The organism is Spirillospora sp. NPDC049652, from assembly GCF_040675125.1.
Taxonomy (GTDB): domain Bacteria; phylum Actinomycetota; class Actinomycetes; order Streptosporangiales; family Streptosporangiaceae; genus Spirillospora.
Map to the genome: position 1 here is coordinate 1 of NZ_JBFAOF010000004.1, position 14104 is coordinate 14104.

Here is a 14104-nt window from a genome sequence, read left to right on the forward strand (position 1 = left end):
GGTGAGCTGGGTCTGGTCTGGGTCATCGGCGGTGGCTCCGCTGCGGGCGCGGCGCTGGGCGCGGTAGCCGGCGCGCCTGGCGGGTTCGGTGAGCTGGGTCTGGTCTGGGTCATCGGCGGTGGTCCCCGGTTCGTGGTGGGGCTGCCGCAGCACCTCGCGGACCGCTTCCCAGGAGTAGCGGAAGTCCTTGCCGGTCTTGAGCGCGGGGATCTGTCCGGCGTGCGCCATGCGGCGGACGGTCTGGGCGGACAGGCCCAGCTTGGCGGCGAGCTCGGCGGTGGTCAGGACGTCCGGGTCGCGGCCGGTGTCGTTGCCGGGTCGGGCTGCCATGTCGGCTCCTGGGTTCGGGGTCACGGTCTCGCCTTTCATTCTCGTGGACGGGGCGCTGCGGAAGCACGTTCTTCGATGTGTTGAGACACGGTGAACTTCTTTGGTGATGCTTGCGCTCCATAAGCTTGACACGTACGGTGCTCGCATCGCAACCCTGAGCAATCGACCGGAGGTATCCGGATGCAACTGGGAAGACTCGAACTCAACCTGACCACCTCGCCCTCGGCCTCCGCCACGCCCCTCGGGCCGGGCGGCATTCGCCTGATCGGCGCGCACGGCGGGGCGGGCACCTCGACCCTGGCCGCCCTGCTCGGCGGAGCGCTCGACCTGGGCACCACCGACCACGTCCCCGAGGTCGACGACACGCCGATGGTGCTGGTCACGCGGAACACCGTGGCGAGTTCCCGGCGAGCGGTGACCGCCCGGCACTACCTGGGGCAGGTGGGCCACCGGGTGCGGGTGCTGGCGATCGTCGACGACGGTTTCGGCGAGCCGCGCGACGCGAGCTCTCGCATCGCGCTGCTGGTGCCGCAGGTCGCCGGGGTGGTGCGGGTGCCGTTCATCCCCGCGCTACGGCTGACCACCGATCCGACGCAGGTTCACCTTCCGTCCAAGGCCCGGCGGGCGCTGGACCGGATTCTCGCCCTGGCCGCCCAGCCGGCGGACAGCGTCGCTCCGGCCGCGAGGGAGCGCTGATGTTCCTCTCACCTCACCTGCTGGGACTGACATTGCTGACCGAGCCCCAAGCCGCCCCGTCGCCGGGCGGAGGCATCCAGGTTCCCGACCCGGCGCCCAGTCCCCCGCCCGGCTTGGACGAGAAGATGAGCACCCTGCTCAGCTGGGGGAAGTGGGCGGTGCTGATCTGCGGCGTCGCCGGACTGTTCATCTGCGCCGGTCAGATGGCGATCGGCCGTAAGAACCGCTCCACGTTCGCCGCCGATGGCGCTACCGGCATCCCGTGGGTGCTGGGTGGGCTCAGTCTGGCGGCGACCGCCTCCTCGATCGTGGGGGTGTTCTTCAAATGAACCGCCGCCTCGTCCTCCTCAGCACTGCCGCCGGTACGGCGCTCGCGGTCGGTTCGTTCGCTCTCCTGCCGCACCACCGCAGCCATGACCAGGGAGTCATCCGTCAGCCGGCCTCCGTCAGCGATCAGCTCCAGTCTTCGCCCATCACGCCGTTGACGGAGCTGGAGTGGCGGGACTTTCACGGGTTCCGGCTGCCGTACTCGGCGTCGGATGGTCCGCGCGCCGTGGCGGGCGACCTGGCCGGCGGCTTCGCGCGCACTCCGCTGGGGGCGCTGCTGGGGGCGATCCATGTGTCGGTGCGTTCCGACCCGCGCTGGGGGCTGGCGACCGCCACCTCGACCGTGAACACCCAGTTCGTCGGCCCGGACCGAGCCGGAATGCTCGCCTCCATCAACACCGCGCCGCTCGCGCCGGGCACCCCGCACGCCTACGCGACCTTGGAGGCGTTCCGGTGGCAGGGCTACACGTCCCAGACCGCGAGCCTGGATGTGGTGTCGGCTGGTCCCGGGGACAGTGACCAGGTCATTCGTGCTGCGACCCGGATTCAGCTGCAGTGGGAGGACGGCGACTGGCGTGTGATCGCGCCGCCCGGTGGAAGTTGGCTGGGGTCGGCGGTGCCCGTGGACTCACTGGACGGGTACACGCGCTTTCCGACCATCGGGGGCGACCGATGACGCCGTTCGCGCCGCCGTGCAGCACGGTTCTGGATCCGCAGTGCGTGCAGACCGTCGACCACCACGACGGGCACGCCTTCGGCATACCGCTGCCTGACATCGCGGCCGAAGCGGGCGGCAATGCTCTGGACAGCCTCGCCAAGGCCGTCACCTCGGCGGTGAAGTGGTTCGTGTCGCAGACCGCCTCCTGGTGGGTGCAGACCCCGTCGCCGAACCTGGAGGCCGAGCCCGCGGTCGCGCGTATGCACGAGTTGATGCAGCCGCTCACGATCGCGGTGGCGGTCGGGGCGCTGCTGGTGGTGGCGGCGAAGCTGGCCTTGCTGCGACGGGCGGCGCCGCTGATCGACGCGGGGACCGGCCTGGCCGTGCTGGCGGTGGTGGGCGTGCTCGGGGTCGTGCTGCCCAACCGGCTGCTGGAGTGGTGCGACCAGTGGGTGTCCTGGGCTTTGGATGCGTCGGCCTCGGGTGGGTTCGCCAACAAGCTGACCAACATGATGATCGCCGGGCAGGGGATCCCGGCCGTGCTGGCGGTGATCCTGGGGATCATCGCGCTGTTCATCGGGATCGTCCAGGCGCTGCTGCTGATCCTGCGCGGCGCGGCGATCGTGCTGCTCGCGGGCCTGTTGCCACTGGCGGCGGCCGGCATGATGACCGGGGCGACCAAGAGCTGGTTCAAGAAGGTCGGCGGGTGGATGCTCGCGCTGACCTTCTACAAGCCGGCGGCCGCGGCGGTGTATGCGACCGCGTTCACCTTCATCGGCGACGGCAAGAACCTGCAGACGTTGCTCGCGGGCTTCGCGATGATGCTGCTCAGCCTGGTCGCCTTCCCGGTGCTCCTGCGGTTCTTCACTTGGACGACCGACAACGTCTCGTCCGGGTCCGGTGGCGGGATCATGAACAGCGTCATGGGCGGGTTGACCGCGATGGGCGCGGTCCGCGGATACGGCTGGTCTCCCGCCATGGCCGGTGCGGGACATGGGTCCGGTTCGGCCGGTGAGCACGCGAACCGCCTGTCCGAGCAACTCGGCGATCAGCCCACTTCGAGCGGGAGCGTCTCCTCGAACTTCCACGGAAGCGGCGTCACCGGCGCACCCGGGGGCGACAGCGAGGTTGGCCCGCACGGCCAGCCGTCCGCGCCCGCCTCCACGACGGGGACGTCCGGTGCGGCCGAGGCGGCCACGCCGACCGGCGGCACAACCCAAACCTCGGACGTGACGGCGGGCTCGACGGCTGCGGGCGGGGAGCCGGTCGGTCCGGCCACCGTTCGGATGGCCGATCGCGAGCGGCAGCGCGGACCGGAGATGATCCGCTGGCTCGGCAACCCCACAGGCAGCAGCGGCGGGGGCTCAAGCGCGCCTACCGGTGCGGAGGGCGCGGGAGGTGGCGCGAGTGGAGCCTGAGATCCGCACCTACGGCGGCTGGCGGCGCCGGCACGGCATCGGCCTGCTCGGCCTGGACACCACCGCGACGTTCGTCGCGCTGGCCGCGGCGGTGGTCCTGGTCGTCCTGGCGTCGGTCCGTCCGGCCGCCCTGCCGTATGTAGCGCTACCTGTGTTGGTAGCGGGCGGCCTCTGCCTGATCCGGATCGGAGGGATCCCCGTCGGACGGCTGGTCCTGGCGCGTGTCCGCTGGTGGTGGGCGGTGTGGCGTGGGCGGACGCGCTATCGGGCCGGGATCGTGGTGGAGCATCCGCGCGCGTTCCAGCTTCCCGGTGTCCTGGCGCCGCTGACGCTGCTCAGTGTCGAGGACGGACGCGGCGGACGCTACGGCCTCGTCTGGGATCGCCGCACCGGCCTGCTCACCGCGACGCTGCGCGTCGTCCCCGCCTCCACCTGGCTGGCCGACCGAGCCGACAGCGACACCTGGGTCGCGTCCTGGGGTGGCTGGCTGGCGTCGCTGGGACACCTGCCGCAGGTGCGATGGGTCAGCGTCACCGTCGACACCGCCCCCGAGCCCGGCTCCACCCTCGCCGATGCGGTGTCGCGGTCGTCGGTCCCGGATGCGCCGGCTTCGGCGGTGGCGATCTTGGATGAGTTGGTACGGACCGCGCCCGCGGCCGCGGCCGATGTGGACACCCGTGTGTCGGTCACCTTCGACCCGTACGCCTCGCCGACCAGGCCGCGTTCGCTCACCGAGGCGGTCGCCGAGTTCGGCAGGCTGCTGGACGGTCTGGCGGGACGGCTCGGCGTCTGCGGGGTATCGGTGCTGGGCCGGGCGACGGCGGCCGAGATCGCGGGCGCGGTCCGGACCGCGTTCGACCCGCACAGCCGGGGCGAGATCAACCGGCTCCTCACCTACGCGGTCCCTGAGGCGCTGAGCTGGGGCGATGCCGGGCCGCTCGCCGCCCGCGAGCACACCGACCGGTACGAGCACGACGGCGGGGTGTCAGTCTGCTGGGGATGGCACGAGCCGCCCCGCCAGAACGTCCGCTCCGATGTCCTCGCCGCTCTCGTCGCGCCCGGACCGTTCCCCAAGCGCATCACGCTCCAGTACCGGGCCCTCCCGGCAGCCGCCGCGAGCCGGGTCGTCCAGCAGGAGGTCAACGCCGCCTCCTTCCGCGCGCAGTTCCGTCGCCGGACCGGACGCGACGAGACCGCACGCGACCACTTCGACGCCGCCCGCGCCCACCAGGCCGCCGCCGAGGAAGCCGCAGGCGCCGGCGTCTGCCTGGTCTCCATGTACGCGGCCGTCACCGTCACCGACCCCGAACTGCTGCCCCGAGCGGTCGCGCACGTGGAGTCGGCCGCCGACACCGCCAGGATCCGGCTGCGCCGGCTGTGGGGCAGCCAGGCCGCCGCGTTCGCCACCACGCTGCCGTGCGGAATCTGCCCTGCCGACCTCACCCGCCGCTTCCCCCGCTAGGAAGGAGCCACCCGTGCCAACGCGAACATCAGCCGACGCGGAAACCGCGGCGATGGCTGAGCCCTTGGCTCCTGCCTGGGGATGGAGGCTCCCGGGAGCCGGACGCGCCGCGCACGTCGAGGCTGCACCGGAGTACCAGGCGACCACCAGCCAGGTCTGCGGCCTGTTCCCCTTCACCGCCGGTTCCGGAACCCCGACCGTGGGGACGCCGATCGGACGACACCAGCTGTGGGGCGAGGTCGTGTGCTGCGACCCGCTGGCCTGGCTGCGTGCCGGCCTGGTCACCAACCCCGGGATGTTCGTCCTCGGACAGCCCGGCACCGGCAAATCCACTCTGGTCAAACGGCTGCTCACCGGGGCGGTCGCGACTGGTACCACCCCGATCGTCCTCGGCGACACCAAACCCGACTACACGATGCTGGTCGACCACCTCGGTGGCCAGGTCATCCGCATCGGCCGTGGCCTCGACCGCATCAATCCCCTGGACGCCGGTCCCTTGGCGGCGATCACCGGATCCGGCTCGGACACCCTTCGCTGGGAGGTCAGGTCTCGCAGGCTGTCACTCCTGCTGGCGCTGGCGACGCTGGTCCGCGAAGCCCGCATCACCAACGCCGAGGAGGTCGTCCTGGGCCGGGCCCTGGACCTGCTGGACGACCGGCTCGACGGCGAGCCCACCGTCCCGGACGTCCTGCGCATCCTCGGCCAAGGTCCGGCCGAGTTGCGCGCCGTGACCCGCACCGACTCTCCCGCGGCCTACCGCCAGCAGACCCGCGAGCTCGCCTACACGCTCGACCTGCTGCTCAGCGGATCGCTCGCCGGGGTCTTCGACGCACCCACCACCCGTCCCCTCGACCTGGACGCGCCCGCGATCAGCGTCGACATCTCCCGTGTCCGAGCCGCCGGAGACAAGCTCCTCACCGCCGCGATGCTGTGCACCTGGGCGTACGCGTTCGGCATGGTGGACGCCACCGCCGCGCTCGCCGACCACGGCCACGCCCCGCGCCGCACCCACGTGGGCGTGATGGACGAGCTCTGGCGCGCACTTCGCGGAGCCCCCGGCCTGGTCGAGCACGCCGACGCCCTCACCCGTTTGAACCGCACCAAGGGCATGGCGTCCATCATGATCACCCATTCGCTCTCGGACCTGGACGCCCTGCCCACCGAGGAGGATCGGGCCAAGGCCCGCGGATTCGTCGAACGGGCCGCCATCACCGTCCTTGCCGGGCTGCCGCCCCGGGAACTGGGCCGCGTCCACCAGATCACTCCGCTCACGGGGCCGGAGCAGCACCTCGTGTCCTCCTGGTCGGCGCCCGATTCCTGGCAGCCCGGCGCACGCCACCCGGGGCGCGGCAGGTACCTCATCAAGACCGGGGAACGCCTCGGCATCCCCGTCGAGCTGTCCCTGGTCGGCCCGGAGTTCGAGCTCTACGACACCGACCAGGCCATCCGAGGCGGTGCCGTATGACCCGCGCTCTGGGGCCGCGCGCCTCCATCTGGGACTCCCACGCAGCAGGCGGCTGGATGGTGCTGACCGCCTGCTGGCTCCCGGTCGGATGCCTCTGGCTGCTGTGGGCCGCCGCCCGCCTCGCCGCCGCACTGACCGGCGGTCGAGTGATGGCGTTCGGCGTCGACTTCGCGCTGGCGCTCGCGCGGGGCCAGACATTCCGCATGTGGCCTGGCACGTCCACCCTGCTCGTCCTGGCGCTGGTCGTCGTTTTCGCCGCCGCGGTCGGGGCGGTGACGTGGGTGGTCTGGCAACGCGTTGCCGCGCGCCTCATTCCGCCTGGCGACGCGATCGCCGCTCTGGCCGAACGCGCCGACGTGACCGGCTTGTCTCCGAACGCCACCGCCTCACGAGCCGTGGCACTGCGTCGTTTGCTGAACGACCGCGCACCCACCGAACTCAATCACGACGACATCGGCCTGGTGATGGGCGACCTCCTGAAACCGGCCGGCACGGGCGCCACCTTGTACAGCTCCTGGGAGGACACCGTGGTGGCGTTCATGGCCCCGCGATCAGGCAAGACCACGACCCAGTCCATCCCGCATGTGCTGTCAGCCCCCGGCGCGGTCATCGCCACGAGCAACAAGGCCGACCTGTGGTCGGCGATCGCAACCGTCCGCGCCGCCCGGACAGGTGCGAAGACCTGGCTCTTCGATCCCCAGCGCATCACCTACCAACCTCAGAGATGGTGGTGCGACCTGCTCGCTGGCCTGGCCAGCGTCGAGGACGCCCACCGGCTCGCCGGCCACTTCGTCCTCACCGTCGACGACGGACAGAAGAAGGACCTCTGGGGACCAGCCGCGCAAGACCTGCTGTGCGCACTGTTCCTGGCGGCCGCCACCTCCAACCGCTCGATGCACCACATCGCGCAGTGGCTGGACGAGCCCGCCGTCCCCACCCCGATCGAGCTGCTCCGGCAGGCCGGGTTCCACCTGATGGCGTCCTCGCTGAAGGGCACGCAGAACGGCGCGGTCGAGACCCGCGACGGGATCTACCAAACTGCCCGCACCGCCGCGAAATGCCTGCGCGACCAGGACATCCTCGCCTGGGTCACCCCGCAGGACGAGCTGCCGGTGTTCGACCCGGACGCCTTCGCCGCCTCCCGCGACACCCTCTACCTGCTGTCGAAATCGCTCAGCGCCGCCGCCCCGCTGATCGCGGCGCTCACCGACACCGCCATGCGCGCCGCCGAACGCCGCGCCGAACAATCCGGTGGACGGCTCGACCCGCCGATGGTCGTGGTCCTGGACGAGGCGGCCAACATCTGCCGCATCGCCGACCTGCCCCAGCTCTACTCCCACCTCGGGTCCCGCGGGATCGTCCCGATCACCATCCTCCAGTCCTACGAGCAGGGCGTGACCGTGTGGGGCGAGCCCGGCATGGCGGCCCTGTGGGGCGCGGCCACCCGCAAGCTGATCGGCGCGGGCATCGACTCCCCCAGGCTCGCCCGCGACCTGGCCACCCTCATCGGCCAGCACGACGTTCCCGTCCGTTCCATCACCTACAGCGAGGGCCGCGCCTCCGAGCAGATTTCACGACGCAGGCAGGAGATCCTCGAAGCCGCCGATATCCGCGCCCTGCCCGCCGGCACGGCCCTGCTGCTCGCCACCGGCACCCGCCCTGCGCTGATCCAGCTGCGCCCCTGGTACCGCGGCCCGCACGCGACCCGCATCAACGCCGCGATCAAGTCCGCTGACGCCGCCATCACCAAGGCCGCCCGCGATCACCACCGCAAGAACAACGACCTCGCCTCCAACCACTGATCTACCGCTTCACCTGCACACTCTTCGCCCGAACACGAAAGGAACACGTTCCATGAACGCTGCGACCCTGGAGTACCTGCCGTGTCCGAATCCGAACACCCTGCGCCGGGCGACATCGCCCTCGATAAAGATCCCGCCCGTGCCGTAGACCGCGTCGCCAAGCCGTTCCATCCGTCGGTGACCACGTGGGTCACCGAGTACTTCGTCCCGATGTACCGCCGCACGCTCGGCGGGGAGTTCCGGTGGTGCGCCCAGTGGTGGCGCCACGCGGAGGCGATCTCCCGGCTTACCGCCCTGTGGCAGTCCTGGGAAGCCTGCCGCCTTCAAGGCGCGACCGGCATCGCCCTCTGGTATCGCGACCATCTCGACGCGCAGCTGTCCATCCTGCTCGGAGCCCGCGGCCCCTTCTACCAGTGCACCGAGGACGAACACCTCGAACCGCACCTCGCCCGCCTGGAGCCTCCACCGCTGCGCTGGTGGGACGACCCCACGCCGCAGTCCGACGAGCAGGCGGACGCATGACGAGCCACCTAGCGATAACCATCCGGGCCGTGTTCGGCTCCCGCTCCACCTCGCCGCGCCGTATCGGAGGCGAGTCATGAGCGACGCCATCAGCCGCAGTGAGAAGGCCTTGGACGCCTACCAGGAGGCCCTCTCAGCACTGCCCGAGGGACGGTCGTACCGCGACAGCCGAGTTCTCGCCCGCATGACGATCAACTGCCTGCTGCGGGACGTCGCCGCCTACGCCGAGCACCACGGCATCACCCTCGATCCCGAGCCGATCGCGGTGCTGGCCCAGGTGCACGCTCGGACCGGCGCGGTCGAGCCCGGCCGGTCGTCAGCCGGCTACTGGCTGGTGGACGGCGCGGTCGAGACCATTCCCCGGTCTGCCGCACTGCCGCCCACGCGCGGCTACATCGCCGCCATCCACCACACGGACAACGGGGCCCTCGAGTACACGGTCAGGTTCCCCGGTGTCCCTGAGCAGATCCGGCTTCCGGGCACCTGCTTGCGAGCGACCAAGCCATTCCCGGGTGTGGTCACCTCCCGAGGGGACGTGACTCGCCCGTCAGAGGCTGAACACAGGCTCGTCACAGCCTGGGCACGCACCCTGCAAGAGCAGGAGGGTCCCCGGCCTGGAGACGTGGCCGATCGGACCGTGATCGCGATCGCGTTGGCGCAGTGGGCAGGTGTTCCGGCCGAACGCGTCGCCGAGGCCCTCAAGGATCGGATCTTGCGAGCAGCCGCTGAACAGGCGCTCTCCTCTCCGGGTTCGGACGCAACACGGCTTGCGGCCAGCGATCTCCCTGAACGTCCGGCCTCGCAAAAAGGCACGCCACGTCCCGCCCGACCTCGCCCGCACCGGCCGCAATCCCCAGCGCGCGATCCCCGCCCCTGAACGCTTCCGCCACGACACCCAGACGCGGCCGGACTTCGCCCTGCCGCCTCACTTCCGGATCTTGAAGGAGCCGCCCCATGTCCGACAACCTCGCCTCCGCCAAGAGCGCCCAGGAACTCCTGGAGCGGTACGGAGCGACCTCCAGCGAACAGACCATCCAGCAGCTTCCAGGAGAGGGCCAGGTCAGCGATGTCCTGACCGACCTCATGCACTACTGCTCGCTGCAGGGCCTGAAGTTCGACCACGCCCTGGAAACCGCCCGGCTGACCTTCGCCAGCGAACGCGCAGAGGAAGGCCGCTTCGCCCGCGGCGCCTGCGTCGAGCTGGTCGGGAAGGCCGCGGAACAAGCCGAACAGACGGCCATGTCCGCGCGTGGAGTGGTCACCGGAATCTCGGACGAGGACGGGCACCTCGTGTATCACGTCCGCTGCCCAGGCGACCGGACCGCCCACCCCTATCTCGGGACGGAGTTGCGGCTTTCGCCGCGGTTCGGTCCTGTCGAAACCACAGAGGGGCTGGTCCACTCTCCGCTCGACGCGGAGCAGGGAGTCCTCGGCACCTGCGTGCAGCTGCTGCAGGCGCAAAAGCAGGGTCAGCCCTCGCACCCGGACGACCTCCGCAACCTGAACGCGCTGTTCGACGCGCTCGTCAACTGGACCGGGCTTTCCGGCTCGCGACTGAACGCCCTCCTCGCGCCCAAGGTCGAGTCCGCGTACCGCACGCTCTCCGGCCCCGGCAGCGAACCGGGCAGAGATCACCCCGCCCAGCTCGCCTGCGCCGACCGCGCGGCGCCGGGCCTCGGCCTCGCGGCGCCGACCAAGCCGACGTCAGCCGCCGGTCCCTCTGCGGGGCCTCTGCCGCGTCTCGGTCCGCGCCGCTGATCAGGAGGATCTGTGTCCCTGCCGCTCATCGCACGAACTCTCGAGGCCCTCGCCGTCCAGCAGCCACTCCCTGGCCGACTCGCCGCCGCGTACTGCGCGCTGGAGTTGGTGGAAGCCGCCGTCCAGGAGCTCGGCTTCCTGGACGCGCCCGATCCACCGCCCCGCTGGGCAGCCGTGCATCAGCACGCCGCCCTCGCGCGCGCCGACCTCGCCGCCGCACCGTCCATCCCCTGGCCTCTGTCCGCTCCGCCGCCGACCGTCGCCCTGGCCGTCCACGACCTGACCACCGTGACCAGCCGGCTCATCGACCTGGCCGAAGCCCTGACCGAGGCACTTCTGGTCACAGCCCGCCAAGCCGCCGACACCGCTGACGCGCTGTACGCGCTCAAGGCGATGGTTCGGGCCCAAGCCCTGACGGCTGAACTGCACCGTTCGCTCACTCACGGCCCGCGCTAGCCCTTCCACACCTCGAACGGAGACCCATGGACGACCACATCCGCTTCGTCACCGACCAGATTCAGGCCGCTGACACTTTGCCCGCGCTCCTCACGGCCGCCTTCTATGGTCTGGAGACCGTCGAGCGCACCACCGCCCTACTCGCCGAAAGCGCTGCCGAGAACCTCCGGACGCACTACAGCGACGCGCTCGCCGCAGCCGTCGAAGCCTGGTGGGCTCTGTCGGGCGCGCCGACCTGCAGCGACCCGGGACCGTCCACCCCGACCGAACTCACCGCACGAGCCTCGGCACTGGTGCTGCTGGTGAGCCAGACGCTCCTCAAGGCGGCCAACAAGACCCGCAACCCCGCCGACCGGACCGCCTGCCTGGCCGCGGTGCATCACGCCGGGCGCGCCCATGACGCTCTGAAGAAGGTCGGATGAGCACCGCACCCGCCCACGCAGGTGCCGCCGATCCCGCCGTCCGCCGCATCGCCAACGTCACCGGCGCGCTCCGCGCCTACGAACAAGGCGTGTTCGGCGACGGGCCGTCCGCGGTGCCCGGCGAGCGGGCCTACGTGCAGACACTGATGTCGGCGCTGATCTGTGACCTGGAGCACTTCGCAGCAGCTCACGGCGTAGACTTCACGGAAGCCGCTGTCGCAGGACACGAAACCTACGCTGACGAGATCGCAGCCGCCCGCCGGTACGCGATCGGAGACGCCGTCCAGCTACGCCACAGTCCCCACCGACGCGGCATCATCAGCGAAATCGACGACGCCCACGCCGAGGACCCGTCCTACCTGGTCAAAGTCCCAGGGCTCCCGTACGTCCATCATGAACGCGCCGTCGCGCTGGAACCCACACGACCGTTCCCACCGGTCAAAGGCATGTTCCGGGTCGCGGCCACGGTCGACCAGGCCGAGGCCGAGCTGATCGACGCGTGGGCGCACCTGCACCTCGGTTACGCCGCACCTGGCTGGACGCAGACCTACGACCGGGTGTTGAAGGCGCTGAGCGCATGGAGCGGTAGCACCTCGCACGAGCTCCTCACCAACGCCAAACCACAGATCAACCAGCGAATGCGACAGCTACGGGAAGCCGTCCCGTCCCGCGAGCATCCCGCGCGCCTCGCCTCCTACGACAACACCGCCCCTGCCCAACCCGGCTAGGCCCCGATCCGGCCCCAGCGCCGGACCAGCACGGCACCACCCGACAGAGCGAAAGGCCGAACATGAGTTCCACCGCTACCAAGCCCGAACCGGCGGCAGTCCTGGAGCAGGTCTACGCCGACCTCGCCGAGGCCAAGGCCGTCATCACCAAGGCCATCGACCTGGCCCCGGACGGCTTCATCCGGCTCGGATTCGCCGAGGGCGAGGCCGCCGAGGCCCTCAGCGCCCTACGAACCGCCCCCTCGCTGGCATCAACGGCAGTCTCCCGCGCGCAGGCCAAGGCCGACATGGCGGCCACCATGACCGCGGACGACATCACGGTCGCCTTGGACAAGATCGGCGCAACCGCCGAACGCGCTTCCTCGACACTCATCAGCCTGGCGGACGGCTGCTCCGACACCCGCGACGTGGTGGCATGCCTGGACGCGGCCCGGTACGCGGGGCGGCTGCGTGAGCAGTTCGAGTAACGAGGCGTCGGCGATGGCGACCTTCGGGCAACTGGCTGCCGTCGCCGACCGTCATCGCGCCGAGGCCCACGAAGCGCTGCGCCGTCCGGACATCGCGGTCCGGGCCGGCCGCCCTTGCTCGGTCACCGAGCTGGGGCGGCTGGCCCGGGTGCTGACCCGCTACACCGACCGCATCGCGCACGGCTTCGGCCTGCCCGGTGACGACGGGACGGGCATACGCGAGATCGCCCACCAGGCCGGCGAGTCTCTCCGCCATGCGACGGCCTACCTGGACAAGGCGACGCCCGACACGAACTTGGACACCAGCCTGGCGCAGAACCTACGAGCGTCCGCCGTGGCGCTCGGCTGCGGCCTCGACCTGCTGGCCACCCATCTGCCGCCCCCTGCTAGCGGCCGAGAACTGACATCCGTCGCCGCCGTCATCGCCGCTCCCGACGTCGCAGGAGACCTCTTCCATCTGATCAGCGATCACGCCACCACGGCCGGGCAGCTCGCCCTGAAATCCGGTCATGTCTCACACCCGGCAGGGCATTTCCTTCTTCGGGCAGCGGCCCTGGCCGGCGGGTTCGCCCACGGCCAGCAGACCGGCCTCCAGGCCGTTTCCCTGCCCGCAACCCCCGACCGGATCCCGCCGGAGGTGGGTGAGAGCCGCGATCAGCTCTTGACCGGGATCGACGCCAGTGTCCGCCGATTGGACGCCTCCCAGGCCGAGGGCTCGGTCACCACCTGGCGGTACCTCGCCCGCGCCGCCACGATCACCCATGAACTCGACTTCCACCTGGTCTGCATACTGCGCCTCCGCCTGGAGGCACTCGCAGGGGTCTCAACCGCCGACGGCCTGGAGCCGGTGGTCAAGACGATGAAGCGCATGACCAGACGGTGGCGGGCCATCGCCCGAACCTGGCACGAGTTGACCACCGAGCACCGCCTTTCCGAGATCGGCCCGGCCATGGACGCGAGTGATCTGGTCGTCCGCCTCGGACGGCTCGGCTACACGGACTCGTCGTGGAAGCCGGGCCATCGCTCATGGCACGCGACCACCGACCCTGCCCTGCTCGCACCGACTTTGTCGGAGGTCACCAGGATCGGGCTCACCGTCGTCGCGACCCTTGGCACCTGCAACCAGATCGCTGCCCAGCATCGTCACGCCATCAACGACGTGGCCTGCGCCCGAAGCCTCAAGCGCCTCAAACCGAAACAAGGCTACGGCGGCCCGCACCTGCATGGCAGTCCGCAGAGAATCACCGAGCTCCGCTCCCACTACACCGCCAACCACGCTGACGGACGCGAGGTCGTCTCGCGGCTCGCTCACTTCCTACGTGAGATCGCGCCCCAGTCCGACTCCGAAACGATCCTCGCGCTGCGCAGTGCGGTCCTACCGTCGCCCGCGGTCCTGGCCGACGCCGACTGCCCGTCGTCTTCGCTGGTTGGCGGGATATTCGAGGTCTCACCACCTGCCTCGTCTCCGGTCAGTCGACCCGCCCGCCCGCTGCAGTCGTCACCGGGCCTCTGAGAGGAGAGCTCATGTCCGTACCGTCGGCCCGGCATTCCGCCGAAGGCCCCGTCCAGGCCGAGCCGTCGGTCGCCGCGCGA

The 14104-nt window shown here is 70.7% G+C and carries 16 protein-coding genes; 15 read left to right on the top strand and 1 reads right to left on the bottom strand.

Features of this window, described 5'->3' with window-relative positions:
- The coding region (locus tag AB0J52_RS00735; protein ID WP_500179444.1) for a helix-turn-helix domain-containing protein at nucleotides 1-330 on the bottom strand (330 nt) is incomplete at its 3' end.
- 180 nt (nucleotides 331-510) lie between these two features.
- Here AB0J52_RS00735 and AB0J52_RS00740 point away from each other — a divergent pair.
- From AB0J52_RS00740 to AB0J52_RS00810, 15 genes are all read left to right on the top strand, one after another.
- The gene (locus tag AB0J52_RS00740) at nucleotides 511-1026 is read left to right on the top strand and encodes a hypothetical protein (protein ID WP_500179445.1); all 516 of its coding nucleotides are present in this window, start codon (nucleotides 511-513) and stop codon (nucleotides 1024-1026) included.
- A complete protein-coding gene (locus AB0J52_RS00745) occupies nucleotides 1026-1355 on the top strand; it encodes a hypothetical protein (RefSeq protein ID WP_500179446.1) in 330 nt (109 codons plus the stop codon). The genes AB0J52_RS00740 and AB0J52_RS00745 overlap by 1 nt, the downstream gene beginning before the upstream one ends.
- A complete protein-coding gene (locus AB0J52_RS00750; protein ID WP_500179447.1) occupies nucleotides 1352-2029 on the top strand; it encodes a DUF8175 domain-containg protein in 678 nt (225 codons plus the stop codon). The genes AB0J52_RS00745 and AB0J52_RS00750 overlap by 4 nt, the downstream gene beginning before the upstream one ends.
- Nucleotides 2026-3429, top strand: coding sequence for a hypothetical protein (locus AB0J52_RS00755; protein ID WP_500179448.1), 1404 nt, complete (start codon nucleotides 2026-2028; stop codon nucleotides 3427-3429). The genes AB0J52_RS00750 and AB0J52_RS00755 overlap by 4 nt, the downstream gene beginning before the upstream one ends.
- Entirely contained in the window at nucleotides 3419-4891 is a 1473-nt protein-coding gene (locus AB0J52_RS00760; protein ID WP_500179449.1) for an SCO6880 family protein, read from the top strand. Before AB0J52_RS00755 ends, AB0J52_RS00760 begins: the two co-directional genes overlap by 11 nt.
- A gap of 52 nt (nucleotides 4892-4943) precedes the next feature.
- On the top strand, nucleotides 4944-6356 hold the full coding sequence (locus AB0J52_RS00765; protein ID WP_500179450.1) for a putative type IV secretion/conjugal transfer ATPase: 1413 nt from the start codon (nucleotides 4944-4946) through the stop codon (nucleotides 6354-6356).
- A complete protein-coding gene (locus AB0J52_RS00770; protein ID WP_500179451.1) occupies nucleotides 6353-8158 on the top strand; it encodes a type IV secretory system conjugative DNA transfer family protein in 1806 nt (601 codons plus the stop codon). Before AB0J52_RS00765 ends, AB0J52_RS00770 begins: the two co-directional genes overlap by 4 nt.
- A gap of 81 nt (nucleotides 8159-8239) precedes the next feature.
- On the top strand, nucleotides 8240-8680 hold the full coding sequence (locus AB0J52_RS00775; RefSeq protein ID WP_500179452.1) for a DUF4913 domain-containing protein: 441 nt from the start codon (nucleotides 8240-8242) through the stop codon (nucleotides 8678-8680).
- Between the two features lie 76 nt (nucleotides 8681-8756).
- Nucleotides 8757-9557, top strand: a complete 801-nt coding sequence (locus tag AB0J52_RS00780; RefSeq protein WP_500179453.1) for a hypothetical protein — start codon at nucleotides 8757-8759, stop codon at nucleotides 9555-9557.
- Between the two features lie 77 nt (nucleotides 9558-9634).
- Entirely contained in the window at nucleotides 9635-10438 is an 804-nt protein-coding gene (locus AB0J52_RS00785; RefSeq protein WP_500179454.1) for a hypothetical protein, read from the top strand.
- 12 nt (nucleotides 10439-10450) lie between these two features.
- Nucleotides 10451-10894 (top strand): hypothetical protein, encoded by a 444-nt coding sequence (locus AB0J52_RS00790; protein WP_500179455.1) that lies wholly within the window; start codon nucleotides 10451-10453, stop codon nucleotides 10892-10894.
- Between the two features lie 26 nt (nucleotides 10895-10920).
- Nucleotides 10921-11316 carry a hypothetical protein gene (locus tag AB0J52_RS00795; RefSeq protein WP_500179456.1) on the top strand — a complete coding sequence of 132 codons (396 nt, stop codon included), beginning with the start codon at nucleotides 10921-10923 and terminating at the stop codon, nucleotides 11314-11316.
- Entirely contained in the window at nucleotides 11313-12044 is a 732-nt protein-coding gene (locus tag AB0J52_RS00800) for a hypothetical protein (RefSeq protein ID WP_500179457.1), read from the top strand. Before AB0J52_RS00795 ends, AB0J52_RS00800 begins: the two co-directional genes overlap by 4 nt.
- Nucleotides 12045-12106: 62 nt before the next feature.
- Nucleotides 12107-12511 carry a hypothetical protein gene (locus AB0J52_RS00805; RefSeq protein WP_500179458.1) on the top strand — a complete coding sequence of 135 codons (405 nt, stop codon included), beginning with the start codon at nucleotides 12107-12109 and terminating at the stop codon, nucleotides 12509-12511.
- Between the two features lie 13 nt (nucleotides 12512-12524).
- Nucleotides 12525-14024 carry a hypothetical protein gene (locus tag AB0J52_RS00810; RefSeq protein WP_500179459.1) on the top strand — a complete coding sequence of 500 codons (1500 nt, stop codon included), beginning with the start codon at nucleotides 12525-12527 and terminating at the stop codon, nucleotides 14022-14024.
- The last annotated feature ends 80 nt before the right edge of the window (nucleotides 14025-14104 follow it).